20 protein-coding genes and 2 tRNA genes are annotated in these 26,963 nt (G+C 67.4%); 3 read left to right on the top strand and 19 right to left on the bottom strand.

Annotated features, from left to right (window positions below; all coding sequences use genetic code 11):
• Positions 1-73: 73 nt before the first annotated feature.
• Together leuD and leuC are read right to left on the bottom strand one after the other, a co-directional pair.
• Positions 74-676, bottom strand: coding sequence for a 3-isopropylmalate dehydratase small subunit (gene leuD / locus ACQCSU_RS04395; RefSeq protein ID WP_426978475.1), 603 nt, complete (start codon positions 674-676; stop codon positions 74-76).
• A 43-nt stretch (positions 677-719) separates the two neighbouring features.
• A complete protein-coding gene (gene leuC, locus ACQCSU_RS04400; protein ID WP_426978476.1) occupies positions 720-2,174 on the bottom strand; it encodes a 3-isopropylmalate dehydratase large subunit in 1,455 nt (484 codons plus the stop codon).
• Between the two features lie 138 nt (positions 2,175-2,312).
• Here leuC and ACQCSU_RS04405 point away from each other — a divergent pair, with 138 nt between their 5' ends.
• Together ACQCSU_RS04405 and ACQCSU_RS04410 are read left to right on the top strand one after the other, a co-directional pair.
• Positions 2,313-3,032 carry an IclR family transcriptional regulator gene (locus ACQCSU_RS04405; protein ID WP_426978477.1) on the top strand — a complete coding sequence of 240 codons (720 nt, stop codon included), beginning with the start codon at positions 2,313-2,315 and terminating at the stop codon, positions 3,030-3,032.
• Positions 3,033-3,112: 80 nt separating this feature from the next.
• Positions 3,113-3,658: a DUF1697 domain-containing protein gene (locus ACQCSU_RS04410; RefSeq protein WP_426978478.1), complete on the top strand. Its 546-nt coding sequence runs from the start codon at positions 3,113-3,115 to the stop codon at positions 3,656-3,658.
• Between the two features lie 26 nt (positions 3,659-3,684).
• Here the strand turns inward: ACQCSU_RS04410 and ACQCSU_RS04415 are convergent, their stop codons facing one another.
• The 7 genes from ACQCSU_RS04415 to ACQCSU_RS04445 form a co-directional block, all read right to left on the bottom strand.
• Positions 3,685-5,301, bottom strand: a complete 1,617-nt coding sequence (locus ACQCSU_RS04415) for a GTPase (protein WP_426978479.1) — start codon at positions 5,299-5,301, stop codon at positions 3,685-3,687.
• Positions 5,298-7,064 carry a dynamin family protein gene (locus tag ACQCSU_RS04420; protein ID WP_426979709.1) on the bottom strand — a complete coding sequence of 589 codons (1,767 nt, stop codon included), beginning with the start codon at positions 7,062-7,064 and terminating at the stop codon, positions 5,298-5,300. The genes ACQCSU_RS04415 and ACQCSU_RS04420 overlap by 4 nt, the downstream gene beginning before the upstream one ends.
• A 109-nt stretch (positions 7,065-7,173) precedes the next feature.
• A tRNA-Glu gene (locus ACQCSU_RS04425) sits at positions 7,174-7,246 on the bottom strand.
• A gap of 64 nt (positions 7,247-7,310) precedes the next feature.
• Positions 7,311-7,382 (bottom strand) — tRNA-Gln (locus tag ACQCSU_RS04430).
• 138 nt (positions 7,383-7,520) lie between these two features.
• Positions 7,521-8,273 (bottom strand): HAD family hydrolase, encoded by a 753-nt coding sequence (locus tag ACQCSU_RS04435; protein ID WP_426979710.1) that lies wholly within the window; start codon positions 8,271-8,273, stop codon positions 7,521-7,523.
• A gap of 2 nt (positions 8,274-8,275) precedes the next feature.
• Positions 8,276-9,835, bottom strand: a complete 1,560-nt coding sequence (gene gltX, locus ACQCSU_RS04440) for a glutamate--tRNA ligase (RefSeq protein ID WP_426978480.1) — start codon at positions 9,833-9,835, stop codon at positions 8,276-8,278.
• Between the two features lie 88 nt (positions 9,836-9,923).
• Positions 9,924-10,700, bottom strand: coding sequence for a fumarylacetoacetate hydrolase family protein (locus ACQCSU_RS04445; protein WP_426978481.1), 777 nt, complete (start codon positions 10,698-10,700; stop codon positions 9,924-9,926).
• Between the two features lie 476 nt (positions 10,701-11,176).
• On the opposite strand from ACQCSU_RS04445, the gene ACQCSU_RS04450 reads away from it, so the two are divergent.
• On the top strand, positions 11,177-12,379 hold the full coding sequence (locus ACQCSU_RS04450) for an IS30 family transposase (RefSeq protein ID WP_426976622.1): 1,203 nt from the start codon (positions 11,177-11,179) through the stop codon (positions 12,377-12,379).
• Between the two features lie 539 nt (positions 12,380-12,918).
• On the opposite strand, the gene ACQCSU_RS04455 is transcribed toward ACQCSU_RS04450, so the two are convergent.
• The 10 genes from ACQCSU_RS04455 to ACQCSU_RS04500 form a co-directional block, all read right to left on the bottom strand.
• On the bottom strand, positions 12,919-13,716 hold the full coding sequence (locus ACQCSU_RS04455; RefSeq protein WP_426978483.1) for an MBL fold metallo-hydrolase: 798 nt from the start codon (positions 13,714-13,716) through the stop codon (positions 12,919-12,921).
• Between the two features lie 80 nt (positions 13,717-13,796).
• Positions 13,797-14,909: a branched-chain amino acid aminotransferase gene (locus tag ACQCSU_RS04460; RefSeq protein ID WP_426978484.1), complete on the bottom strand. Its 1,113-nt coding sequence runs from the start codon at positions 14,907-14,909 to the stop codon at positions 13,797-13,799.
• A gap of 115 nt (positions 14,910-15,024) precedes the next feature.
• Positions 15,025-16,077, bottom strand: coding sequence for a 3-isopropylmalate dehydrogenase (locus ACQCSU_RS04465; RefSeq protein ID WP_426978485.1), 1,053 nt, complete (start codon positions 16,075-16,077; stop codon positions 15,025-15,027).
• Positions 16,078-16,251: 174 nt separating this feature from the next.
• Positions 16,252-17,811 carry a methionine--tRNA ligase gene (gene metG / locus ACQCSU_RS04470; protein ID WP_426978486.1) on the bottom strand — a complete coding sequence of 520 codons (1,560 nt, stop codon included), beginning with the start codon at positions 17,809-17,811 and terminating at the stop codon, positions 16,252-16,254.
• Between the two features lie 9 nt (positions 17,812-17,820).
• Complete coding sequence (locus ACQCSU_RS04475) at positions 17,821-18,588, bottom strand: ABC transporter ATP-binding protein (protein ID WP_426978488.1); 768 nt, start codon at positions 18,586-18,588, stop codon at positions 17,821-17,823.
• Entirely contained in the window at positions 18,585-21,374 is a 2,790-nt protein-coding gene (locus tag ACQCSU_RS04480; protein WP_426978489.1) for an FtsX-like permease family protein, read from the bottom strand. Before ACQCSU_RS04480 ends, ACQCSU_RS04475 begins: the two co-directional genes overlap by 4 nt.
• 215 nt (positions 21,375-21,589) lie before the next feature.
• Positions 21,590-23,185: a phosphoglycerate dehydrogenase gene (gene serA, locus ACQCSU_RS04485; RefSeq protein ID WP_426978491.1), complete on the bottom strand. Its 1,596-nt coding sequence runs from the start codon at positions 23,183-23,185 to the stop codon at positions 21,590-21,592.
• A 130-nt stretch (positions 23,186-23,315) separates the two neighbouring features.
• Complete coding sequence (ilvC, locus tag ACQCSU_RS04490) at positions 23,316-24,341, bottom strand: ketol-acid reductoisomerase (protein ID WP_426978492.1); 1,026 nt, start codon at positions 24,339-24,341, stop codon at positions 23,316-23,318.
• 106 nt (positions 24,342-24,447) lie between these two features.
• Positions 24,448-24,960, bottom strand: a complete 513-nt coding sequence (gene ilvN, locus ACQCSU_RS04495; RefSeq protein WP_354239756.1) for an acetolactate synthase small subunit — start codon at positions 24,958-24,960, stop codon at positions 24,448-24,450.
• Between the two features lie 2 nt (positions 24,961-24,962).
• A complete protein-coding gene (locus tag ACQCSU_RS04500; RefSeq protein WP_426978493.1) occupies positions 24,963-26,864 on the bottom strand; it encodes an acetolactate synthase large subunit in 1,902 nt (633 codons plus the stop codon).
• Positions 26,865-26,963: the final 99 nt, after the last annotated feature.

Here is a 26,963-nt window from a genome sequence, read left to right on the forward strand (position 1 = left end):
GGGTGCAGGACGGGCGGAACCGTGACAGTGTCCTGGACAGCCGTGTCAGGACAGCCGTGTCAGGACAGCCGTGTCAGGACAGCTTGGCAGGCAACGTCTTGGGCATAAAGGCGGGCCGGGTGGCCTCGAAGGCGGTGATGTCTTCCTCGTGCTTAAGGGTCAGCCCGATGTCGTCCAGGCCTTCAAGCAGGCGCCAGCGCGTGTAGTCGTCGATCTCGAACGGCGCCACGATGTTGCCGCACTGAACTGTCTTGGACACGAGGTCCACGGTGACCGCCGTGCCGGGGGCGTTCTCCAGCTCTTTCCAGATGAGTTCGATGTCGTCCTGGGCCAATTCGGCCGCCAGGAGTCCTTGTTTCCCGGAGTTACCCCGGAAGATGTCCGCAAAGCGCGAGGAGAGGACAGCCTTGAAGCCGTAGTCCTTGAGCGCCCAGACGGCGTGTTCCCGGGACGAACCGGTGCCGAAGTCAGGGCCGGCAACCAGGACGGAACCTGCGTCGAAGGGCGCCTGGTTCAGGATGAAGGCCGGGTCCTTGCGCCACGCGGCGAAGAGGGCGTCCTCGAAGCCGGTGCGGGTGATGCGCTTGAGGTAGACGGCGGGGATGATCTGGTCCGTGTCGACGTTGCTCTGGCGCAGCGGTACACCGATTCCGGTGTGGGTGGTGAACTTTTCCATGGCGGATCCTTCTTCGGCTGTGTGGATCGGGGGCTGCCGGCAGCTATGCTGCGTCGACACGGACGGCGGCGGACTCCGGAGCGGGCTCCAGGTCCGACGGCGAGCTCAGGGTGCCGCGCACCGCCGTCGCCGCAGCCACCACCGGGGAGACGAGGTGGGTCCGGCCGCCCTTGCCCTGGCGACCCTCGAAGTTGCGGTTGGATGTGGAGGCGCAGCGCTCCCCCACCTCCAGCTGGTCCGGGTTCATGCCCAGGCACATGGAGCAGCCGGCGAAGCGCCATTCGGCACCGAAGTCCTTGAAGACCTTGTCCAGCCCTTCGGCCTCGGCCTCGAGGCGCACGCGGGCGGAGCCGGGAACCACGAGCATCCGGATATTGGGGTCCTTGGTACGGCCACGGATGATGTCCGCGGCCGCGCGGAGGTCCTCCATCCGGGAGTTGGTGCAGGAGCCCAGGAAGACGGTGTCCACCCGGATGTCCTTCATCGGGGTGCCGGCTTCCAGGCCCATGTACTGCAGCGCGCGTTCCGCCGCGGCCTTCGCGTTCTCGTCACCGAAGTCCTCGGGCGAGGGCACCTTCGCGGAGAGCGACACGCCCTGGCCGGGGTTGGTTCCCCAGGTCACAAACGGCTCCAGGGTATCGGCGTCGAGGTCCACCTCGACGTCGAACGTGGCGTCGTCGTCCGTGCGCAAGGTGTTCCAGTACTCGACGGCGGCGTCCCACTCGGCGCCCTGCGGCGCGTGCGGGCGGCCTTCCATGTAGTCGTACGTCGTCTGGTCCGGGGCAACGAGCCCGGCGCGGGCGCCGGCCTCGATGGACATGTTGCAGACCGTCATCCGGGCTTCCATGGACAGCGCCCGGATCGCGGAGCCGCGGTATTCAAGCACGTAGCCCTGCCCGCCGCCCGTGCCGATCTTGGCGATGACGGCCAGGATGATGTCCTTGGCGGAAACTCCCGGCCGCAGGGTGCCCTCGACGTTGATGGCCATGGTCTTGAACGGCTTCAGGGACAGCGTCTGGGTGGCCATGACGTGCTCCACTTCGGAGGTGCCGATGCCCATGGCCAGCGCGCCGAACGCCCCGTGCGTGGAGGTGTGCGAGTCGCCGCAGACCACGGTCATGCCCGGCTGGGTGAGGCCCAGCTGCGGGCCGACCACATGGACGATTCCCTGCTCGGCGTCACCGAGGGAGTGCAGGCGGACGCCGAACTCCTGGCAGTTGTTGCGCAGCGTCTGGATCTGGGTGCGGCTGGTCAGGTCGGCGATCGGCTTGTCGATGTCCAGCGTCGGCGTGTTGTGGTCCTCGGTGGCGATGGTGAGGTCCGGCCGGCGCAGCTTGCGCCCGGCCAGGCGCAGCCCTTCGAAAGCCTGCGGGGAGGTCACCTCGTGCACCAGGTGGAGGTCGATGAAGAGAAGATCGGGCTGGGCGTTGGCTCCTTCGCCGTCCCCCTTGCGCACCACATGGGCGTCCCAGACTTTCTCGGCCAGTGTCTTTGCCACGGCCTTCTCCCTTCAAAGCAATGTTTTCTGATGAATGTTCATTGATGCCTGCTGATTGTGTCCACTGAATCAGCAGTCCCCCGTAATACGCCAGCGCACTGACTTGCATCTCAGATAATGAGACGGCAATATCATTACATGGACAATTCTAGTGGAGTCGGCGTCATCGATAAAGCGGCCCATGTGCTTGACGCACTTGAGGCCGGCCCCACCACCCTGGCGCAGCTTGTTGCCGCTACGGGACTGGCGCGGCCCACCGTGCACCGGCTTGCGCTGGCGCTGGTCCACCACCGGCTGGTCAGCCGCGATATCCAGGGCCGGTTCGTCCTCGGCAGCCGGCTCGTGGAACTCGCCTCCGCCGCCGGCGAGGACCGCCTGATCGCCTCCGCCGGACCGGTGCTGATGCAGTTGCGCGATGCCACCGGGGAGAGCGCCCAGATCTTCCGCAGGCAAGGCGAATGGCGCGTGTGTGTCGCCTCCGCCGAACGTCCCATCGGCCTGCGCGACACTATTCCCGTCGGCACGCAGCTTTCCATGAAGGCCGGTTCCGCCGCCCAGGTGCTGCTCGCCTGGGAAGACCACGACCGCCTGTTGGAGGGGCTCCAGTCAGCCCGCTTCACGCCCACCGTCCTGGCCGGAGTCCGACGCCGGGGCTGGGGACAGAGCCTCGGTGAACGCGAGCCTGGGGTCGCCTCCGTGTCCGCCCCCGTCCGCGGACCGTCCGGCCGGGTGATCGCCGCCGTCTCGATTTCCGGGCCCATCGAGCGCCTGACGCGCCAGCCCGGCCGGCTGCACGCCGAAGTCGTGTGCACCGCCGCCCGCGTCCTGACCGAAGCGCTGCGCAAGACGAACGACTGACCGCCGCGCTTCGGCTGAGGCTTAGGCTGGCGCCGATAGCTGTGCTGACCGCAGCCCGGCGGAGAGCATAGGCTGTGCGCATGAACAGCTATGCGGTGTTCCTGCGCGGCATCAACGTGGGCGGGATCAGCATCAAGATGGCCGAGCTCAAGGAAGCCTTGAATGCCCGGCCTTTTTCCGGAGTGAAGACGCTCCTCGCCAGCGGCAACGTGGTGCTTGCCAGCGAACTGCCACCGGCTGGGGTCAAGCAGGAGTTCGAAGCCTGCCTCCGCGAGACGTTCGGCTACGACGCGTGGGTGGTGGTGCTGGACGCGGACCGGGTCGCGGAGCTCGTGACGGCGTGCCCCTACCCCGCCGACGATTCCTCCACCCACGCGTACCTCACCCTTGCCTCGGACCCGGACGTACTCACGGACCTCCACGACGCCGGAACAGCCTTGGACGGGGTGGAGCTGACCCGGCTGGGGCCGGAGGCCATGGCTTGGCTGGCTCCCGCAGGCGGTACGCTGGACAGCCCTTTCAGCAAGCTATCCGCAAAGCCGAAGTACAAAGCCGCCACCACCACCCGGAACCTGCGGACCATGATCAAAGTCCGCGACGCCGCCTGGGCCCTGTCCGGGTCCTAAAGCGCCGGGTCCTAAAGCGCAACGGCCTAACGCGCCGCGGCCTGCAGGGCCTTCCGGAAGGACCGCAGCCGGCCGGCCTCGGCCTCCACCGGCTCCACCACCAGATCCTGCGCCACAGCTGCGACGGCGGCCTTGAGCCGCTTCCGGGCCGCCGCCCCGCGGGCCCGCGCGGCGGCGCCCGCAATGAACTTCGCCGCGATCGCCAGGACGATGCCCAACAGCGCTCCCCCGGCGATCATCACCGTGGGAACCGGCCACCCCTGCACCAGCGGAACGTCCGGGACGGGCAGCTGCAGATACCCCAGTGCAGCCAGGACACCGAGCCAGGCAAACCCGCCCAGCGCCGTCAGCAGAGCCAGCCACTGGATGACGTTGAAGACCGTCCACCACCATGATTTCCTGCCCGCTTTGAGATCCGTGGCCGCGATCGCCTGGTCAAGGGCATCCGGCAGCTGTTCCCTGCCGTCGCGGGCCGCACCGCGGATGACCGCCCGCCACGGTCCCGGCGCGCCGTCGGATGCCGCGTCAGCGAATTCGCGGACCGCGGCATCGGTGCGGGCCCGCTCCGGAGCGCCGGCCGGCGGCAGTGAGGTCCGGTTCAGCTCCGGTTTGGCACCGTCCCGGCGGAGGTTCAGGCGTCTCAGTGGATCGGGGCGGAACCGGACCAGCCAGCGCGTCACCGGCCAGCCGGTGCGGCGGGTGGCTTCCTGCCGGTAGGAGCGGACCACGGCGTCGACCACGAGCGGGACGTTGGCGGCAACCGACAGTTCCTCCGCCAGCCGCGCCTTCGAGGCGCCGTTCACGCCTGCCGTTTCCCCCTCGCCCGAGGCTTCGGCGAGCCGGGCCGAGACGCGCGTGACATCCGCGGCCAGACGCCGGGAGAGGGCCTGGCGCTCCGTGGCCGCCTGGCGGATGGCGGCGCGGACCTTGTCCACCCCGGTGCCCACCACGGCCGAGGCGCAAAGGACCTGGACCTTGCCCAGGCCGTCGCGCACCAAGATGCCCTGCAGGGATTCCAGCACGGGCCGCACCTCGTGATCGGGCAGCCGGTCCACCTGGTTGAGCACCACGAGGGTGACTGCCCCGTGGGATGCCAGGGGCGCCAGGAAGTCATTGTGCACGGCGGCATCGGCGTACTTCTGCGGATCGAGGACCCAGACGAGGACATCCACGAGCCCCACCATCCGTTGCACGATCTCCCGGTTGGCTGCCCGTGTCGAGTCGAAGTCCGGCAGGTCCAGCAGGATGAGGCCCGTGCTCTCGTCGGCGAAGCCCGGCACCGCGGCTGCGAGGTGCCTGTTGCGGACCTCAAGCCAGTCCAGCAGGGGCTCGCTGCCGTCGGCGCCCCAGATGCCGGCGAGCGGTTCCGAGGTGGTGGGCCTCCGGGCCGCCGCCGTCGCAATCTCTTCGCCGCTGACGGCGTTGAAGAGGGAGGATTTTCCGCTGCCGGTCGCGCCGAAGAAACCCACCACGGTGTGCTCCGCCGAGAGCGAGCGCCGCGAGCTGGCACGCTCGATCACCTCCAGGGCTTCCTGCAGGATTTCCTCCGGGAGGGCGCCCGCTGCCAGCCCGCGTGCCTCGTCCAGGGCTTGGAGCCTGCGGTGCAGTTGGGAGGCCTCGCGGGCGGCACCGTGGCGGCTCATGCGGCGGCCGCCAGGCGGCGGAGCGCGGCGGCGCGGCCGGCGAGGACGTCCGGGGGAACCCCTTGTGGGACGTCCAGCCGGGAGAGGAAGCGCTGCTGTTCGGTGCGGAGCAGCTTCTGGCAGCGGGTGTGCAGGTCCTCGCGTGCCGTCCGGGCGAGCCGGCGGACCGCGTCCTCGCCGAACACTGCTTCCAGCAGCCGCTGCCCGACGACGGCGGTGCCGCCGGCGACGCCGATCTCAAGTCCGGTCAGGCCGGCGGTCATCGAAAACACCACGATCATGAGGGCCGCACCGAGGCCGTTGATGCCGAAGGACAGCCAGCGGGCCTGGGTGCGTTTGCCCTGGCCTTCGGTCCGGATGAGCTCCATGAGGCTCCCCTGCCATGCCCGGATCTCGGCAGCCACTGTCTCGGAAAAGCCCTCCGACGTCCCGGAGAGGTCGTCGCTGCCCAGCAGCTGGCGGCCGGCCGGGTCGGAACGCCAGCGCTGGTCCGCATCCTCCGCGGCGTTGGCGGCTTCATCGATGATGACGGCCTGCAGCCCGGTTTCGATGGCTGTCTCCACCCTGACCGCCGGGGTCGGCGCGCCGCGGAAGAAGGCACCCATCCGGTCCCGGAGCCTGCCGATGTTCTGCTCCATGGCCCGGAAGAACTCGCCGGTGCCGACGAAGTCCTGCCAGCGGGCCAGGACCTCACCGCGCAGCAGCGCTCCGTCCCGGGTGGCCTCGAGGATTCGCGCCACGGCATCCTGGTAGGCGCCGCGGGCATCTGCAGCGAGGATCCCGGCCGCACGCTGCTGGGCCCCGGCCGCCAGCGCCACCGCCTCCACGCGTCCGCCGAGCGCCTTGACGGTTCCGTTCAGGGTCCGCCGGGCGATGTCGGACCGCCCGGCGGCGTCCGCGGCGAGTTCCCGGAGCCAGGTCCGCAGCGGTTCCACGGCGTCGGCGGGCAGCATGCCCATCGGGTCCAACACCACCTCGGGCACCACGAACAGCCGGGCTTCGCCCAGTCCCTCCCTGCTGAGCATGGCCCGGAGGTCGGCCCGGACCTCCGCCTCGGCGGCCGGCGGCACCCGGTCCAGCACCACGGCCACCATGATGTCCCGCGACGCGGCATCGAGCAGCAGCCGCCAGGGGACGGCGTCGGCGTAGCGGTTGGCGGTGGTGACGAACACCCACAAATCGGCCGCGGCGAGCAGCTGGCCGGCCAGCTTGCGGTTGTCATCCGAGATGGAGTCGACGTCGGGGGCGTCCAGCAGCGCGATCCCCGGCGGCACAGCGCCGTCGGAGACGAGCACGAGGGAGGAGATCGCGGCGGCGTCGGGAGTTGGCCCGGCCTGGGTGGCGGGCAGGGGTCTGCTCACGAGGGTGCCTCGGATCCGGTGGAGGCTCGGCAGGACCCGCTGGTCCTCGAACCAGGCGGCGTCGGAGGGGTGGTGCAGCAGGATCGGCTGGCGGGTGGTGGGCCGGATGGCGCCGGCGCGGGTGACGGCGTGCCCCACCAGCCCGTTCACCAGCGTGGACTTCCCGGCACCGGTGGAGCCGCCCACCACGGCGAGCAGAGGCGCGTCGAGGCTGCGGTAGCGGGGCAGGATGTAGTCATCCAGCTGGGCCAAGGCGTTGCGGATGTCCTGCCGGGCCTGCTCGGCGTCCGGCAGAGCCAAGGGCAGGGCTACGGCGGCCAGCTCGGCGCGGACCGCCTCCAGCAGTTCGACGGCGGCGCCTGGCAGACCTGCCGGTACCTGGCTCCCGGTGTGACCGGGGATCTCTTCGGACGTCACTGCATCATCATGCCAGTTCTGCTCCGGTACCCGGGCTCCGGTCTCAGGGGAATGAAAAACGGCCCCGGGCTGATGCCCGGGACCGTTTGATCTGTGACCCCAGCGGGATTCGAACCCGCGTTACCGCCGTGAGAGGGCAGCGTACTAGGCCGCTATACGATGGGGCCGCGTACTCTCCAGAACAGCTTCGCAGCCGTTCGTGCTCAGTGATTATTTCATACACTCAGCAAGCTGGGATACCAGGACTCGAACCTAGAATGACGGTACCAGAAACCGTAGTGTTGCCAATTACACCATATCCCAATGGAACTTTCGGGCCGGTTTCACGGGTTCAAACCCGCGCTCCCGGCGCCTCAGCACGAGTAATTACTTTACCCGAGAGTTTTCCATCGCACAAATCGGCCTCGCCCGGCCGCCCGTCGGCCGCCCGTTTGGGGACTGTCAGGCCAGCAGTTCCAGCAGGTCCAGGAGTTCCAGCAGGGAGCCGACCTCGTGGCCGGTATAGCCCGGGGCAGGCTCCCCGCCGCGGTTCAGCCAGACTCCCAGCAGTCCCGCCGCCGTCGAACCTTCCGCGTCGAGCAGGCGGTTGTCCCCGACGTACAGGGTTTCGCCCGCCCCGGTACCGAGGCGCCGGACTCCCTCAAGGTAGATGGCAGGGTCCGGCTTCGGCACGCCGAGGGTGTCCGTCCCGACCAGCACGCCGATTCGTTCCAGCCCGGCGGCGTCGAGCTTGACGCGCTGGTAGTCGTGCACGTTGTTGCTCACGGCGCCGTACGGGATGCCGGCCGCGTCCAGGGCGTCCAGCAGCGGAGTGACGTCGTCGAAGGCCCGGATGTAGCCGTGCTGCTGGCTCGCGTAAGAGCTGACCCAGTGGTGGGACTGCTCGCCCTCCTCCAGCTCGACGCCGAAGTGCCCCAGGGCCGCCCGGCCGCGCAGCAGCCGCTGCTCGTTGAAACTCAGCTCGCCGGACAGGTAGCGGTCGTAGTAATGCGTGGTCTCGCGGGTGAAGATCCGTCCGAACTTCTCCCACCCGGCCTGGTCCAGACCGGGCAGGAGATGCTCGCTGGCGTCACGCACGGCGGCCGTCATCGCGAATTCCAGGTCCACCAGGGTGTCGTCGATGTCGAACAGGACCCCGCGGATGACGCCCAGTCCGCTCGCCAGGACGCCGTTCCTGGTCTCGGGCGCGGGCATCATCAGCCGCGGAAGGCCCGGAGGCGGGCCAGGGAGGAATCCCTGCCGAGGATCACCATGGATTCGAACAGCGGCGGGGAAATGCGGCGGCCGGAGATGGCCGTGCGGACCGGCCCGAAGGCCAGGCGCGGCTTGACCCCGAGCCCCTCCACGAGTGCCTCCTTCAGGGCAGTCTGGATGTTCTCCGCGGTCCAGTCGGCAACCGGCTCCAGGGCGGCGAGGGCGGCGTCGAGGACCTCTGCCAGGTTCTCCGGAAGCCCCTTGCGGGCGTCGTCCGCGACGTCGATCGCGTCGTCGTTCTTGAACAGGAAGGCGAGCATCTCGGGGGCTTCGCCCAGCAAGGAGATCCGCTCCTGGATCAGCGGCGCCGCTTCGGCGAGGATCCCTTCCTGGCGCGCGGTGAGGCTCTCGCCGACGAAACCGGCGGTGCGCAGGTACGGAACCAGCCGGGCACGGAAATCCTCCGGATCAAGCATCCGGATGTGGGTGCCGTTGATCGCCTCGGCCTTCTTGATGTCGAAGCGGGCCGGGTTGGCCAGCACGTCCTTGACGTCGAAGTGCTCGATCAGCTGCTCGACGGTGAAGATGTCCTCATCCGCGGAGAGGCTCCAGCCCAGCAGCGAGAGGTAGTTCAGCAGCCCCTCGGGGATGAAGCCGCGGTCGCGGAGCAGGAACAGGTTGGACTGCGGGTCTCGCTTGGAGAGCTTCTTGTTGCCCTCGCCCATGACATACGGCAGGTGGCCGAAGACGGGCATGTAGCTGGCGAAGCCGATGGCCATCAGCGCGCTGATGAGGACCACCTGGCGCGGGGTCGAGGAGAGCAGATCCTCGCCGCGGAGCACGTGGGTGATGCCCATCAAGGCGTCGTCCACCGGGTTGACGAGGGTGTACAGCGGGGAACCGTCCGCGCGGACAATCACGTAGTCCGGGATGCTGCCGGCCTTGAAGGTGATCTCGCCGCGGACGAGGTCGGTGAAGGTGACGTCCTCGTCCGGCATCCGCACGCGGAGCACGGGCTTGCGGCCCTCGGCCCGGAACGCGGCGAGCTGCTCCTCGGAGAGCTCGCGGTCGAAGTTGTCGTAGCCCAGCTTGGGGTCGCGGCCGGCGGCGCGGTGGCGGGCCTCGACTTCCTCCGGCGAGGAGTAGCACTCGTAGGCGTAGCCGGCATCCATCAGCTGGGAAACGACGTCCTTGTAGAGGTCCAGGCGCTGCGACTGGCGGTACGGTTCGTGCGGGCCGCCGACTTCCACGCCCTCTTCCCAGGTGATGCCGAGCCATTTGAGGGCCTCGAGCAGCTGCTGGTAGCTCTCCTCCGAGTCGCGCGCCGCGTCCGTGTCCTCGATGCGGAACACGAAGGTGCCCTTGGTGTGGCGGGCGTGGGCCCAGTTGAAAAGGGCCGTGCGGATCAGGCCGACGTGCGGGGTGCCGGTCGGCGAGGGGCAGAACCGGACACGGACCGGGGTGTCGGCGGTGACTTCACTGGTAACTTCACTGGTGACTTCACTGGTGACTTCACTGGGGGCGGAGCTGGAGACGGCGTCGGGCGCAGTAGGAGTAGTCATAGTGCCACCAACTTTACCGCCTGCCCGGCACGCATTACCGGCGGCCGGCGGGGTGTCCCCTCCGCGGCCCGCTCCCCCTGCGCTCTGGCTAGCGGCGGACGACGGGGTTGGAGAGGCGGCCGATGCCCTCGATCTCCACCTCGAAGCGGTCACCGGCCTGGACCAGGCCGACGCCGGCCGGGGTGCCGGTCATGATGACGTCGCCGGGCAGCAGGGTGAAGGCCTGCGAGACGATGGAGACGAGTTCGCGGACGCCGCGGATCATCTGGCTCGTGCTGCCGTCCTGGCGCAGCTCGCCGTTGAGCCGGCCCTGGATCTGGAGGTCTTCGGTGTCGAGTTCGGTCTCGATCCACGGCCCCAGCGGTGCGGAAGTGTCGAAGCCCTTGGCCCGGGCCCACTGCAGGTCCGTCTTCTGGACGTCGCGGGCGGTGAGGTCGTTGCCGCAGGTGTAGCCGAAAATGACGTCGTCGACGCGTTCTTCGGGCACGTCCTTGCAGATCCGGCCGATCACGACGCACAGCTCGGCTTCAAAGGACACGTCCTCGGAGAACTCCGGCAGGATGATCGGATCATTCGGGCCGATCACCGAGGTGTTCGGTTTCAGGAAGAGCAGCGGCTGCTTGGGGACCTCGTTGCCGAGTTCGTGGGCGTGCTCGGCGAAGTTCCGCCCCACGCCGACCACTTTGCTGCGCGGAATGATCGGGGCCAGGAGGCGCACGTCTTCCAGCTTGTGCCGGGCGGCGGTGCGTTCCACGCCGTGGAAGAAGGGGTCGCCGACGATCACAGTGACTTCCTCACTGCCGGGCTCACCTTCAACGATGCCGTAGAGGGGATCAGAATCGACTACAAACCGGGCGATACGCATGGGTCCAAGCGTACCTTGGCGGGTTCTAGCGGTCGTTGCAACACCCAGAATTTTTGGGAGTTGCAACGACCGTGTCGTCTTTAACGAAGGAAGCTGCCAGCCGGAGGAAATACACGCCGGAGCAGAAGGCTCAGTTCTTTTCGGTGTTGGACCGGTGTGGGAGTGTGAGCGCGGCCGCGGCGGAGCTCGGCTTCAATCAGATGACGTGCTACCAATGGGTCCATAAATCTCGGCTCCCTGAGCGGGTCCCACGGAATCGGGAAGCTGGGCAGAGGAAATACACGCCTGCGCAGAAGGCTGAGTTCTTCGTCGTGTTCGACCGCGTCAAGAGCACGACGCAGGCCGCACGGGAGTTGGGACTGAATCCCGCAACTTGCGCCGGTTGGGTCCGTAAAGCCGGGCTGAAAAGCCATGGCAAAACGGGGACGGGTCCTCACCCAGGCCGGGATGAGTACTTCCGGCTGCGCAAGACCGGCGTGAGTCGGCGCAAAGCTGCCGCAGCGGTCGGGATACATCTCCGGACCGCCGAAGAGTGGGACCAGGGAATCCGTAAGTCCGGCGGCCGACGCATTTACCCGGATGGCCGAATCGTCGACTACAAACGTGGTGTGACCACCATGACCCCTCCCGCCGGCACGACCGGAACGACCCTGGTCCCCGTACCGGTATCAGCGTTGGAGAAATCTATCGATCCGCGGTTCCTGACCGTGCAGGAACGGGAGCTGATCCGGGACCTGCAGGCCGCCGGCACTTCGATCAGGGCGATCGCCCACGCCCTGGGACGATCGCCTTCAACGATCAGCCGCGAGCTGGCCAGGAATACCGATTCCCGGATGGGCTACCTGCCGCACGGGGCGCATCGGAAGGCCGCTGCCCGGCGGGCCCGGCCCAAGACGGCCAAGCTCGCTGGCGACTCGGACCTGCGCGACTACGTGAAGGACAAGCTGCTCCTACGCTGGTCTCCGGAGCAGATCAGCCACACGCTGGTCGAAGAGTTCCCCGACAACCCGGAGATGCGTGTGAGCCCAGAGACGATCTATCAAGCCCTCTACGTCCAGGCCAGAGGCGGCCTCAAACGCGAGATACAGGCAGCGCTGCGCACCGGCCGGACCCGCCGCAAACCCCACCGCACCGGCGAGCAACGCACCCCCAGGTTCGTGGACCCGATGGTCATGATTTCCGAGCGTCCACCCGAGATCGAGGACCGCGCCGTGCCAGGCCATTGGGAAGGGGACCTCATTACCGGCGCCTATAACCAGTCAGCGATCGCGACCCTGGTCGAACGGACCACCCGCTACGTGATGCTCGTCCACCTGCCACATGACCACACCGCCGAAACCGTCCGCGACGGCCTCGTCAAGACCATGGCCACCCTGCCCGCGCACCTGCGAGGATCCCTGACCTGGGACCAGGGCGCGGAAATGGCCACCCACAAATCCTTCACCCTTGCCACCGACATGCCCGTCTATTTCTGCGATCCCGCCAGCCCCTGGCAACGCGGCTCGAACGAGAACACCAACGGGCTGCTGCGCCAGTACTTCCCGAAGGGCACCGACCTGTCCGTCTACGGGCCTGAAGACCTCGAACACGTCGCGCAGGAACTCAACGGACGCCCACGCAAAACGCTCGGCTGGAATACTCCAGCCGAGCGTTTACGTGATTTACTACTAACCACCTAACCAACAGGTGTTGCAACGATCCCTAGAATCCAAGCCTTCTCGCTAGCGGGCATTTTCGTTGGTTCGTCGGGGGTCAGGTCCAGGCGGTGGGGTCGTTGAGGTAGAGGCCGCAGGCGGTGTCGCGCCCGGCCATCACCGGCGGCGGTTTCAAGGTCCTCGACCAGCCGGCCGGGTCGACCAGAATACACCACCGGCCCAACGACCAGCTGCTACGCCTGGGCAGCCACGGGCACGCACCGGCAGCCCCGACGGCCTCAGCGAAAATGACCACCGGCGAGGACATGCCCCGCGCCGGGGCCGGCCGATGGACATATTCCGGTTATGCCCGGTCCCCGGGGCGAAGACTGGACACGTCCTCCCGGGGAAATGGCCCGACGCCCCCAGCGGAGCCACTGCACGTGCCCCCGGATCAGGACATGCCCCGCGCCGGGGCCGGCGGATGGACATATTCCGGTCATGCCCTGTCCCGGGGGCGAAGACTGGGCATGTCCTCCCGGGCGCGAAGACCGGGCCCCCCGACGAATTAACGAAAATGACCGCTAGCCCGTGATTCCGCCGGACCGGAGGTAGTGCAGCTGGGCCGCCACGGAGAGTTCCGCCGCCGGACGCACGGCAGGGTCGACGGCGGCGTAGACGGCGTCGGCCACGTCCGTCACCTCGGCACCTGCGCCCAGGTCCGCGAGGGCGGACCGGATCTGGGCGAGGCGGTCCTCGCGGTGGTCCCGGTAGGCGCGGACGATCTTGTCCAGGGCGGGCAGCATCGGCCCGTGGGCCGGCAGGACGGTCGCCGGGCCCAGCTGTTCCAGCCGGTCCAGCGAGGTCAGGTAGTCGCCCAGCGTACCGTCGGGGTAGTCCAGGACCGTGGTGCCCAGGCCCAGGATGGTGTCGCCGGTCAGGACCGAGCCTTGGGCGCCGTCGTGCGGAAGGTGGAAGCAGACCGAGTCCGAGGTGTGCCCCGGCGTCGCCAGTACCCTGATTTCAACCCCCGCGGCGTGCAGGACTTCGCCGTCCTGCAGAGGGCTGCCGCCGAGGCAGTGGGCGGGGTCGGCTGCACGCACCGGCGCGCCCGTCAGTTCGGCGAACCTCGCGGCGGCCGCGCTGTGGTCGGCATGGCGGTGCGTGATGAGGATGAGTTCCACCGCTCCGGCGTCCGCGAGCTCCTGCAGGTGCTGCTCGTCCAGGGGGCCGGGGTCGACGACCACCGTGGCCGCGGATCCGGGGGCACCGATGACGTAGGAATTGGTGCCGTGCAGGCTCATCGGCCCCGGATTGGGGGCGAGCCGGAACCGCGTCAGTGCTGTGCTGCGGACAACGTCGCGGGAGTCTTCGGGAATCACAGTTCCATCTTCCCAGAACGACGGCGGCCCCGCACCAAAGGTGGGAGGCCGCCGTCGAACGCTGATGGAACCGGACGCTGCTAGGCGAGGCGGGTCAGCCAGCCGTGGGTGTCCTCGACGGTGCCGGTCTGGATGCCCAGGAGCTGCTCGCGGATGGCCATGGTGGCCTCCCCCGCCGTCGCGTCCTCGGAGCCGATGAACTCCGTGGTGTCCTTGAGCACGCCGATGGGCGTGATGACGGCGGCGGTGCCGCAGGCGAAGACTTCGGCGATCTCGCCGGATGCCACGCCGTCGCGCCATTCATCGAGGGTGATCTTGCGTTCCGTGACTTCGCGGCCCATATCCCTGGCCACCTGCATCACGGACATCCGGGTGACGCCCTCAAGGATGGTTCCGCTCAGCGCCGGGGTGACGAGCGAGCCGTCCTTCATCACGAAGAAGACGTTCATCCCGCCGAGTTCCTCGACGGCGTTGTCGTTGAACTGGTCCAGGAAGAGGACCTGCTTGCAGCCGTGCGCTTCAGCTTCCTGCTGGGCGATGAGTGACGCGGCGTAGTTGCCCCCGCACTTGGCGGCACCGGTTCCGCCGCGGCCGGCGCGGGCGTACTCGCGGGAGATCCAGATGGAGACGGGCTTGAGCTCGCCGCCGAAGTAGTTGCCGGCCGGGGAAGCGATGACGCGGAAGGACACCTCACGGGCGGCCCGGACGCCGAGGAACGCCTCGGTGGCGATCATGAACGGCCGCAGGTACAGGGACTCGCCGTCGCCGGAGGGCACCCATTCCTTGTCCGCCGAGACGAGCTCGCGGATGGCGGCCAGGAAGTACTCCTCGGGGAGTTCGGGGAGGGCCAGCCGGCGGGCGGACCTGTTCAGCCGGGCGGCGTTCGCTTCGGGGCGGAAGGTCCAGATGGAACCGTCGGCGTGGCGGTAGGCCTTGAGGCCTTCGAAGATTTCCTGGCCGTAGTGCAGCACCGCGGCGGAGGGGTCCAGCGAGATCGGACCGTAGGGCTCAACCCGAGCACCGTGCCAGCCGCCCTTGCCCTCGGGGTCGACGCTGTAGTCGACGATCGCGGTGTGGTCAGTGAAATAGTTGCCGAAACCCGGGTTCGCCAGGATGGCTGCACGCTCTTCAGCGGACTTCGGGGTTGCCGAAAGCTGCTGGGTGAATTCGACGCCATGGGCAGTCTGAGTCATGGTTCCTCCACGGTCGGCTGCCTGGCGTGTGAACGTGGTTCATCCTCGGACCACGGCAGCAATGTTGGTGATTCGAAATAAGCTTACGCCCGAACGCGGGCCCCGAAGGGCGTCCCTACAGGGCTGCGGCGATGGCGTCGCCGACGGCGCTGGTGCTGCGGAAGCCGCCGTCGCGGTTGGCGACGTCGGCGGCCACTGCTGCCTCGATCTTCCGGGCCGCACCGGCATGGCCGAGGTGGTCCAGCAGCAGCGCGGCGGAGAGGATGGCTGCGGTGGGGTCGGCCTTCTGCTGCCCCGCGATGTCCGGTGCGGAACCGTGCACGGGTTCGAACATGGACGGCGCGGTGCGCTCCATGTTGATGTTGCCGGAGGCGGCCAGCCCGATCCCGCCGGTCACCGCGGCGGCGAGGTCGGTGAGGATGTCGCCGAAGAGGTTGTCGGTGACGATCACGTCGAAGCGTGCCGGGTCCGTCACCATGAAGATCGTGGCGGCGTCGACGTGCAGGTAGTCGTGGGTGACCTCGGGGAATTCCTGCGCCACGGCTTCCACGGTGCGCTTCCAGAGGTGGCCGGCGAACACCAGGACGTTGTGCTTGTGCACGAGGGTCAGGTGCTTGCGGGGGCGGTCGTTGGCGCGGCGGAAGGCGTCCCGGACCACGCGCTCCACACCGTGGGCGGTGTTCAGCGAGACCTCGGTGGCGACCTCGTGCGGGGTGCCGGCGCGCAGCGTGCCGCCGTTGCCCACGTAGGGTCCTTCGGTGCCTTCGCGGACCACGATGAAGTCGATGTCCCCAGGGTTGGCGAGCGGGCTGGCGACGCCGGGGTAGAGGCGCGAAGGCCGCAGATTGACGAAGTGGTCGAGGCTGAAACGCAGCTTGAGCAGCAGCTCACGCTCGATGATGCCGGAGGGGATCCGGGTGTCGCCCGGGGCCGCCCCGACGGCGCCGAAGAGGATGGCGTCGCGGGTGCGGAGGTCTGCGAGGGTCTCCTCCGGCAGCGTCTCCCCCGTCTCGAGCCAGTGCTGGGCACCGAGCTTGTAGTGGGTCTGCCGCAGCACGATCCCGTCGGCGGCGGCCGCCTTCGCCAGGACCTTCAACGCTTCGGCCGTGACTTCGGGCCCAATGCCGTCGCCGGGGATAACGGCCAGATCAATCGTGGATGCGCTCATGTTTTCAGCGTAGCCAAGACATCCACATGCTGGTCAAGTCGTCTCACTATTCGAACCTCAGCGTTCCCGCGTTAAAGCGTTCCCGCGTTAAGACGACGTCGAGGTGAGACTTCGCGCCCATGTTTGCCCGAAAATCATGGGCGCGAAGTCTCACCTCGGCGGGTTGCAAGGCAGTCAGGCCTTGGCGGGTTCCTCGTACTTGGGGAAGACCGGGGCGGGTGCGGGCAGCACGGTGCCCGCCACGATCGGTTCCGTCAGGGCCGCGAACTCGCGCGCCTCCCCCTCGGGCTGGCCGAGCGTGTCGAGGATGGCCGCGGCGGCAGTCGGCATCACCGGCTGGGCGAGGATCGCGACGATCCGGAGCACCTCGAGGGTGACGTAGAGGACCGTGTTCATGCGTTCGACGTCGGTCTTCCGCAGCACCCAGGGCGCCTGCTCGGCGAAGTAGGCGTTGGTGTCGCCCAGGACGCCCCAGATCGCTTCCAGCGCCCGGCTGAACTCCTGCTTCTCGAACGCGGCACGCGAGATGTCCAGCAGCCCGTTGGCCTGGCCCAGCAGCGCGGCGTCCTCGGCCGTGAACCCGGCCGGAACGGGGACGCGCCCGTCGCAGTTCTTGGCCACCATGGACAGCGAACGCTGCGCCAGGTTGCCGAAGTTGTTGGCCAGGTCCGCGTTCATCCGGCCCACGATTCCATCGTGGCTGTAGGAGCCGTCCGCGCCGAAGGGGACCTCGCGGAGCAGGAAGAAGCGGACCTGGTCCAGGCCGTACTGCGCAACCCAGTCAGCGGGCGCCACCACGTTGCCCAGCGATTTGGACATCTTGACGCCCTGGTTGTGCAGGAAGCCGTGGATCATGACGCGCTTGGGCAGTTCCAGCCCGGCGGACATCAGGAAGGCCGGCCAGTAGACCGCGTGGAAGCGCGAGATGTCCTTGCCGATCACATGGACGTCGGCCGGCCAGTACTTCTTAAAGGCCTCGGACTCGGTGGCGGGGAAGCCGACGCCGGTCAGGTAGTTGGTCAGCGCGTCCACCCAGACATACATGACGTGGTCCGGGTTGCCCGGGACCGGGACGCCCCACTTAAGGGAGGTGCGGCTGATGGACAGGTCCTCCAGGCCGCCCTTGACGAAGCTGACCACCTCGTTGAAGCGGTTGTGGGGCGCGCCGAAGCCGGGGTGGTCCGCATAGAGCGCCAGCAGCCTGTCCTGGAAGGAAGAGAGCTTGAAGAAATAGCTTTCCTCTTCGGTCCAGGTGACTTCGGTGCCGGTTTCGCGCGCGTAGCGCAGGCCGTCGGCCTGCACCTCGGTCTCGTCCTCCACGAAGTACCGCTCGTCCCGGACGGAGTACCAGCCGGTGTACTTGGACAGGTAGATGTCCCCGTTGGCTTCCATCCGCTGCCAGAGAGCCTTGGCCGCCTCGTAGTGGTCCGGATCGGTGGTGCGGATGAAGCGGCTCAGGGAGATGCCCAGGTCATCGCTCATCTGGCGGAACGCGGCCGAGTTGCGGTCGGCAAGCTCCTTGACCGGGATGCCTTCCTTCTCCGCTGTCTGCTGCATCTTGAGGCCGTGCTCGTCCGTGCCCGTCATGAAGAAGACGTCATAGCCGTCCAGCCGCTTGAAGCGCGCCATCGCGTCCGTGGCGATGACCTCATAGGCGTGGCCGATGTGCGGCACGCCGTTGGGGTAACAGATGGCCGTTGTGATGTAGAACGGGGTCTTTTCAGAAGTTGTCACGGGCTTAACCTAGATCAGTTCGGTCAGGGTATCGCTCTGGCGGACCAGTTCGTGGTCATGTGAAGCGACCAGGACGGCGATGCCGTCCGAGGTGGTGTCCTTGAGGATGCTGATGATGCGGTTGGCCGCGGAGCGGTCCAGGCTGGCCGTCGGTTCGTCCACCACGAGCACCCGGGTGCCGAGGATCAGGGCCCGGGCGATCGCCACGCGCTGGCGCTCACCGCCGGACAGCTGGGCCGGGCGGTGGCGCATGCGCCGTCCCAGTCCCACGAGGTCCAAAAGGTCCTTGGCCATGTCGCGGCGCTTGTCCACCTCGCCGTCAGGAACGGCCGGGAGCAGGACGTTCTCCAGGGCGCTCATCCCGTCGATGAGGGCACCGCCCTGGTCGACGTAGCCGATCAGGGCCCGGCGGCGGTCGGCGATTTCGTCGTCGCCCATGCTTTCGAGCGAGTCGCCTTCCCAGAACACCCGGCCCGACGTCGGCAGGGTCAGGCCCGCGCCGACCGTCAGGATGCTGGTCTTGCCGGAGCCGCTGCGGCCGGCGATGCAGTGCATCTCGCCGGCATGCAGCGTCATGTTGAAGTCGTCCACCACGTTGACCGCTTCCGCGCCGCCCTTGCCGCCGCCGTAGTGGATGGTGATGTTGCTCAGCTCCAGCGGCGTGGCGTGGTCCGTCGCCTTCACGATGGTGTTGGCGCGGGTCTTGTGGGCCCCGCGACGGGTGCTCGCCGTCATTCGGTCATGAGCCGCCCGGTCAAGGTTCAGGTCGTTATTCATCGGACCACTTTCGTTGCAATGGGAATCCAGCAGAGTACAGCCACGAGCCCGGCGATGGCGGCCCAGAGCGCGGCATAGGGAGCGAGGAGCAGGCCGATGCCCAGGGCGCCGACAACACCCAGCGGCAGTGCAACCGCACCCACCATGGCGTTTTCGAAGAACCGGACCTGGCCGAGCATGTCGGGGTTCCAGCCCATCGCCTGCAGCGTGCCGAGGTACTGGCGCTTGGCCTGCAGCTCGAACCGGCCAGTGACCATCGTCAACAGCAGACCCACGGCCACGCCCGAGAGTCCCAGGATGATGCTCGGCAGCGCGATGCTGGCCGCGGCCAGCCCGCCGAGCGCACTCGCGCCGGCCGCCCGGGGGATGTCGATCAGCAGCGCGATCAGCCCGCCCACCGCCGCCCCGAAGACGCCGACGGCGACGGCCAGGGAGATGGTGTTGAACTTGTTGGTGCTCAGCTGCCGGTTGGCAAAGGTGAGCGGCGAGTCAACGGCGATGAGGCGTTCGTCGTGCTGCGGTTCCTGGTCGATGACCTCACGGTGCCGCAGCTGCTGCGCCGCGAAGAAGGCAGCGCCCACGTAGAGCGCCACGACCGAGGCGGAGACAATCGCTGTTGCAAGGTTCCAGCTGATCAGGCTGAGGACAGTTCCGGCGATGGCCAGCAGGCCCGCTCCGACGCCGAATTCTGCCAGCACCCAGGAGCGGATCTTGCGCTGGGTCCAGCCCATGGCACGCAAGGTTCCGGCCTCGCTGCGGCGTTTGCGCACGTAGCTTACCGTGGAGGCACCGGTCAGCAGCGCGGCGCCGCAGAGTGTGATGAACAGCAACGTCAGGTTTGTCCCGGTCAGCGATCCGGACACGGCGTCAGCGGCGTTCTGCCGGACCCATGACTGTTGCACCGTGCCGAGCGGGGATTCCTTGCCGGCGTCGTCCTTGGAGTAGCCGGGAACGAAGATGCCGGCGTCCTCGCGGGCGGAACCGGCAACGACTGTCGCCTGCAGGCCCATGTCGCGGATCTCGTTGGCGAGCTTTTCAACCTCGGGTTGCGCCTGCTTCCAGCTGCCGGGCACCTTGGCGCGGACGCGCACGGCATCGATCACGCTGGCGTTCTGTTCGAAGCCGCGGGCTGCGGCCAGGCCGTAGTAGTCGGTGATGGCACCGGCGGACTGGCTTGCCAGGCCGGTCGCGCTCAGCGAGGGCTTGAGTTCGGTGTTCTGGACGTCCTTGCCGGACGCGTCCTTCGTCACGGTGAAGGGAGTCGGATCGTAGCCGCCGAGCGGGAGGCGGTTGACGTCGCCGGCAGCATCCTTGACCTGGCCGGCGTCGAAGGTCCCGTAGACCATGGCGAGCGGCGTGGCCAGCTTCTTGCCGGTTTCAAGGTTGTCCCGGTAGGAGCGCTCGTCAACAGGTTCGCGCTGCGTCTGGTCGACGGCGTCGCCGTTGGCGGCCTTCTCCGGCAGGCGGTTCACGGTGACCCACTCGCCGGGGGTGGCGCTCTTGTCCACGGCACCGTTGCCGGCGGTCTCGCCGTCCTTGTATTTGGGGGCGGAAGCGAAGTTGGTGCTCCAGGTGGCCGGATTGTAGAGGCCCTGACTGAAGGTACCGGTGTCGCCCATGAGCTGCGACAGGTCCTTGGAACCAGGCCATGCCAGGGAGAACGGGGACTTGGAGACGAACGGGAGGTAGTCCTTGTCCAGCGAGCGGGTGACCGTGCCGACGTCCTTGGTGACCTTCCCGGACGCGTCGATCTCCTCGATCTTGACCGTGTACTTCAGATCAAGCGAGGTGCCCGAGCGGACGATCAGCGGGATGGCCTGCGAATCGGCGGTCAGTTGTCCGCTGCGCTTCGCCTGCTGGTACTGGCTCATCAGCGGGGCCCAGTACTTGAGCTTGACGCCGAGGAAGTCCGGGCCTTCCTTCAGTTCGTCCATGCCGATGCCGCTGGTGAAAAGGCTTTCGAAGTGGCGCCCGATCGCGCCGGCGTTGCGGGCGTCTGCGGGCGGCGCCTTCTCCAGCGGGGCCAGGAAGTCACCTGCCGTGCCGAGCAGGGCGCGTTCCGAGACGGGGTCGACGGCGACGACGGATTCGCTCACCTGGGGCGCCTGCGGCAGCGCGACGGAGAGGTTGAAGAGGTTGTGCTCCGAGCCTCCGGCGGGGGCGGGGAACTTGATGCCGGTCTCCCCCGCCGGGCCGGCGATGCGGACGTTCTTGCCGCCGGCTACCTGCTCTTCGATGAGCTTGGCCTTGCCGAGTGAGCCCTCGGCCATCGTCTTGAACAGGGTCTGGTCGGAGTGTCCGTCCGAGCTGACGGCGCTGGCCGTGAGGCGGTACTTCTTGGGCGTATCGGACAGGACGGACTCGGCGGCCGGCCACTTGCTCGGGTCGGTGGCGCTCGGATCTCCGGCGGTGCCGGCCAGTCCGGCGTTGAAGCCCAGGTAGTCGGTGGCTTCCAGCCGCGGGGCTTCCAGGTTCTGGGTGACCCGGGAGACGAGGCTGATCGGGGCAGCCACGGAGGTGCCGGAGAGTTTCCGGATGGAATCCAGCTGCTCGAAGCTGACGCCGCCCTGGCCGGTGGCGATCTCCGGCTGCATCAGGCCGCCGTTGTCGTCGGCCTTCGCCTGGACGAGCACGTCGTAGAGCCCCCGGGAGTTCTGGTCAACGGTCCGGTTCAGCGCAGCCTGCGACTGCCCCTGGACGAGGACCGAAAGGCACATGGCCACGATCAAAATGGACGCGGTCAGCAGAAGCACTCTGCTTCTGATGAACCTTTGGACGGCGTTCATTGGGCTCCTGAAAGCTGGATTGCGTGCGCACACCGTAATTCATTCCGTGCGGAAGTGAAGGCGTCCCCTGCCGGGTGTGCAAAAGTAAAGGCCGGGCTGCCGGCCGGATCCGAAATTCGGACCTAGCCATTGTACGCAGACCGGCCGCTCCTTCGCGGACGCCGGAAGCGATCTGCCCGCCGCCGGCGCCCGCTGAGGGGGTGTCAGAGGGGGTGTCAGTCCTCGAGGTCGACCTCGCGGACCATGTCCGCGCCGATTCCGGCCTTGATCGCGTCAAGGACCTGCTGCGGAACGGCGGTGTCAATGGTCAGCAGGGCCAGCACCTGGCCGCCCTCCGCCTGGCGCGCCACCTGCATGCCGGCGATGTTGATGTTGTTCATGCCCAGGATGTGCCCGATGGTGCCGATCACGCCGGGGCGGTCCGAGTACGCGACCACCACGAGGTGCTCGCTGATCGGGATCTCCACCTCATAGCCGTTGACGCCCACGAGCTTCTGCACCTGCTTGGGCCCCGTCAGCGTCCCGGCTACCGAGATCTGGCTGCCGTCACTGAGCGCTCCGCGCAGGGTCAGGACGTTGCGGTAGGACTCCGTGTCCGGCGTCGTGATGAGGCGGACGTTGATGCCGCGCTGCTCGGCGATCACGGGGGCGTTGACGTAGGAGACGTGCTCGGTCACGACGTCGGCGAAGATGCCCTTGAGGGCCGCCAGCTCCAGCACCTTGACGTCGAGGGAGGAGATTTCGCCGGCCACCTCGACGTCGAACTGCGTGAGCGAGGCGTGGGTCAGCGCTGTGAAGATGCGGCCCAGCTTCTCGATCAGCGCGATGCCGGGGCGGACGTCCTCGTCGATGACGCCGCCGGCGACGTTGACGGCGTCGGGCACCAGCTCGCCGGCGAGGGCCAGGCGGACGGATTTCGCGACGGACACGCCGGCCTTCTCCTGGGCCTCGTCGGTGGAGGCGCCCAGGTGCGGGGTCACCACCACGTTGTCGAGCTTGAAGAACGGCAGGTCCGTGCTGGGCTCCTTGACGAAGACGTCGACGGCGGCCCCGGCGATCTCGCCCGACTCCAGCGCCGCGTAGAGGGCTTCTTCGTCCACCAGGCCGCCGCGGGCGACGTTGACGACGTAGGCGGTGCTCTTCATTTTCTTGAAGGCGTCGGCGCCGAGCATGCCGACGGTTTCCGGGGTCTTGGGCATGTGGATGGTGATGAAGTCGGACTGCGCGAGGAGCTCGTCCAGGGTCACCAGCTGCACGCCGAGCTGGGCGGCCCGGGCGGAGGTGATGTAGGGGTCATACGCGAGGATCTTGGTGTCGAAGCCCTTCAGGCGGGCCGCGACGAGGGCGCCGATCCGGCCGAGGCCGATGATGCCGATCTTCTTCTCGAACAGTTCGATGCCGGTGTACTTGGAGCGCTTCCACTCACCGTCCTTGAGCGCGGCGCTGGCCTGCGGAATGTGGCGGGCCAGGCTCAGGATGTGGCCGACGGTGAGTTCGGCGGCGGAGACGATGTTCGAGGTGGGCGCGTTGACCACCATGACCCCGGCCAGGGTGGCGGCTTTGATGTCCACGTTGTCCAGGCCCACGCCGGCGCGGGCGATGACCTTCAGGTTCTTCGCGGCGGCGATCGCCTCGGCGTCGAGCTGGGTGGCGGAGCGGACGAGGATCGCGTCGACGTCGGCGATCGCAGAGAGCAGCTGGGAACGGTCGGCGCCGTCGGTCTGCCGGATTTCGAAGTCCGGGCCGAGGGCCTCGATCGTGGCGGGCGAAAGTTCCTCAGCGAGGAGTACTACAGGTTTGGTGCTTGTCACCGGTGACCTCTTTAGCTCTCTTGTATTTCAGGTGGGGATTTTGGTGAAACGTCTGGTGCAAAAGGTGCTGCTGGACCGCAGGAAAGCCGGACCCCAGTCAATGGTGTCCGGCTCCCCTGCCGGTCGGTGCCTAGCGGGCTACCGAGCCTTCGGTGTAGTCGTCTTCATTCTTGATCCAGGAGAACAGCTTGCGCAGTTCGCGGCCGGTGGCCTCGATCGGGTGGTCTTCGCCCTTCTTGCGCAGGGCCTTGAACTCGGGGGCCCCGGCGTCCTGGTCGTCGATGAAGCGCTTGGCGAAGGTGCCGTCCTGGATGTCCTTGAGGACAGCCTTCATGTTTTCCTTCACCTCCGGGGTGATGACGCGCGGGCCGGAGACGTAGTCACCGTACTCGGCGGTGTCCGAGACGCTCCAGCGCTGCTTGGCGATGCCGCCTTCAACCATGAGGTCCACAATGAGCTTGAGCTCGTGCAGCACCTCGAAGTAGGCGACCTCGGGCTTGTAGCCGGCCTCGGTGAGGGTCTCGAAGCCGTACTGGATCAACTGCGAGGCGCCGCCGCACAGGACTGCCTGCTCGCCGAAGAGGTCGGTTTCGGTCTCTTCGGTGAAGGTGGTCTCGATGACACCCGCGCGGGTGCCGCCGATCGCCTTGGCGTAGGACAGGGCCAGTTCCTTGGCCTTGCCGGATGGGTTCTGCTCGACGGCGATCAGGTCCGGCACACCGCGGCCGGCTTCAAACTCGCGGCGTACGATGTGGCCCGGGCCCTTGGGGGCAACGAGGGCGACGTCCACGTCGGCCGGGGGCTTGATGTAGCCGTAGCGGATGTTGAAGCCGTGTCCGAAGAACAGCGCGTCGCCGGGCTGCAGGTTCGGGGCGATGTCCTCGGCGTAGACGTGGCGCTGGACCTGGTCCGGGGTGAGGACCATGATGAGGTCGGCTTCGGCAACGGCGTCGGCGACGTTCAGGACGCGCAGGCCCTCGGCCTCGGCCTTGGCGCGGGACTTGGAGCCGTCCTTGAGGCCGACGCGGACGTCAACACCGGAATCGCGCAGGCTGAGGGCGTGGGCGTGGCCCTGGGAGCCGTAACCGATAACGGCGACGGTGCGGCCCTGGATGATCGACAGGTCGGCGTCGTCGTCGTAAAACATTTCAGTCACTGGGGTGTCTCCTTTTAAGTGGATTCTTGTGTTGGCTTGTGTTGGCTTGTCTGTGGTGCTCGTGTGTGGTGAATATGTGTGGTGTTCGTGTGGTGCTTACGCGGCCCTACGCGCTGCGCAGGGCCCTGTCACTCATGGAGCGGGATCCCCGCCCGACGGCCAGGGTGCCGGACTGCACGATTTCGCGGATGCCGAACGGCTCGAGCACTGAAAGGAGTGCCCTGAGCTTGTCGGGGTGGCCCGTTGCCTCAATGACTACCGACTCTGTGGAGACGTCGACCACTGAAGCGCGGAACAGGTCTGCAGCCTGGGTGACCTGCAGACGTGTTGCGGCATCCGCACGTACCTTGACCAGGATGTGGTCGCGCTGTACGGAAGTTTCTGGGGTGAGCTCAACGATCTTGAGCACGTTGACCAGCTTGTTCAGCTGCTTGGTGACTTGTTCGATCAGCTCGCCGTCGGCGTCGACGACGACGGTCATCCGGGACATGCCGGGGACCTCCGTCGGGCCGACGGCCAGGGAATTGATGTTGAAGGCACGGCGGGCGAAGAGGCTGGCGACGCGGGTCAGTACACCGGGCTTGTCTTCGACCAGAACGGACAGTGTGTGGCGGGTCATGTTCAGTCCTCCTCTTCCCATTCCGGGGTCATGTTGCGGGCAACCTGGATCTGGTCATTGCTGACTCCGGCGGGGACCATCGGCCACACCATGGAGTTGGGGCTCACGACGAAATCGATGACCACGGGGCGGTCGTTGATCGCCAGGGCCTGCTGGATCGTGGCGTCGATGTCCTCGTCGCGTTCGCAGCGGAACGCGGCGCAGCCGTAGGCGTCTGCGAGCTTGACGAAGTCCGGGATCCGGACGGTGTCGTGGCCGGTGTTGAGGTCGGTGTTGGAATAGCGGCCCTCATAGAAGAGGGTCTGCCACTGCCGCACCATGCCCAGCGAGGAGTTGTTGATGATGGCCACCTTGATCGGGATCTTGTTGATCGCGCAGGTGGCCAGTTCCTGGTTGGTCATCTGGAAGCAGCCGTCGCCGTCGATCGCCCAGACCACACGGTCCGGTTCGCCCACCTTGGCGCCCATGGCGGCCGGCACGGCGTAGCCCATGGTGCCGGCCCCGCCGGAGTTCAGCCAGGCGTGCGGGCGCTCGTATTTGATGAACTGGGCGGCCCACATCTGGTGCTGGCCGACGCCGGCGACGTACACGCCCTCGGGGCCGGTGAGGGCACCGATGCGTTCGATCACGCGCTGCGGGGCGCTGAGGCCGTCCTCCGGTTCGGTCCAGCCGAGCGGGTAGGTCTCCTTAAGGTTGTTCAGGAAGGCCCACCAGTTGGTGAGGTCCGGCGTACCGGAAATCTCGAACTGGGCGCGGACCGCCTCGGTGAGCTCCGGAATGATCTCCTTGACCGAGCCGACGATCGGAACGTCGGCCGTGCGGTTCTTGGAGATTTCCGCCGGATCGATGTCCGCGTGGATGACCTTGGCGTTCGGCGCGAAGGATTTCAGGATGCCCGTCACCCGGTCATCGAAGCGTGCTCCCAGGGTGATGAGCAGATCGGACTGCTGCAGCGCCGTCACCGCGGACACCGTGCCGTGCATGCCCGGCATGCCGACGTGCTGGTGATGCGAATCCGGGAATGCGCCACGTGCTGTCAGAGTGGTGACCACAGGTGCACCTGTCAGTTCGGCCAGCTCGCGGAGCTCGGCAGAGGCGTGCGCCTTGACCACACCGCCGCCGACGTACAGGACCGGCTTGCTGGCTGCGGCAATGAGCTTGGCGGCTTCGCGGACCTGCTTGTTGTGGCCGCGGGTGACCGGCCGGTATCCCGGCAGATCGATTTTTGGCGGCCAGGAGAACGTCATCTGTCCCTGCTGGGCATCCTTGGCGATGTCCACCAGCACCGGGCCGGGGCGGCCCGAGGACGCGAGGTGGAAGGCCTCGGCCATGACATGCGGAATATCCTGGGCGTTGGTGACCAGGAAGGAGTGCTTCGTGATCGGCATGGTGATGCCCACGATGTCCGCTTCCTGGAAGGCATCCGTGCCGATCACGGCGCTGGACACCTGGCCGGTGATGGCAACGAGCGGCACGGAGTCCATGTGGGCATCCATGATGGCGGTAACGAGGTTTGTGGCACCCGGGCCCGAGGTGGCGATGCAGACGCCGACCCGTCCGGTGACCATGGCGTAGCCTTGCGCGGCGTGGCCGGCTCCCTGTTCATGACGGACCAGAATGTGGTTCATTCGGGAAGCCATCAAGGGGTCATAGGTGGGCAGGATCGCGCCACCGGGCAAACCAAAAATATCGTCGACGCCGAGTTCTTCGAGCGAGCGGACAATTGCTTGTGAGCCGGTCATCACCGTCGGGGGTACGACGTTGTTCGGCCCGAGGACAGGAGAGACGGCAGCAGCAGTGTCGACGCCGGCATCAGCCGGACGTTCGACGCGGTCCGGAGCCTTGGGGGCTCCAGCGGACTTCGTGGCCATCAGCGAGGGGCTGATCGGCGATCCTTTGCTCATCGGACTCTTCCTTTGGGGATCTGCTGTGGTGATCATCTCTGATCGTGGAACTGCGGGAAATCTCTGGTGCGGGTGATGCAGGTGGTGCGGAAATAAAAA

This window comes from Pseudarthrobacter sp. O4 (assembly GCF_050157025.1).
In the GTDB taxonomy this organism is placed as follows: domain Bacteria; phylum Actinomycetota; class Actinomycetes; order Actinomycetales; family Micrococcaceae; genus Arthrobacter.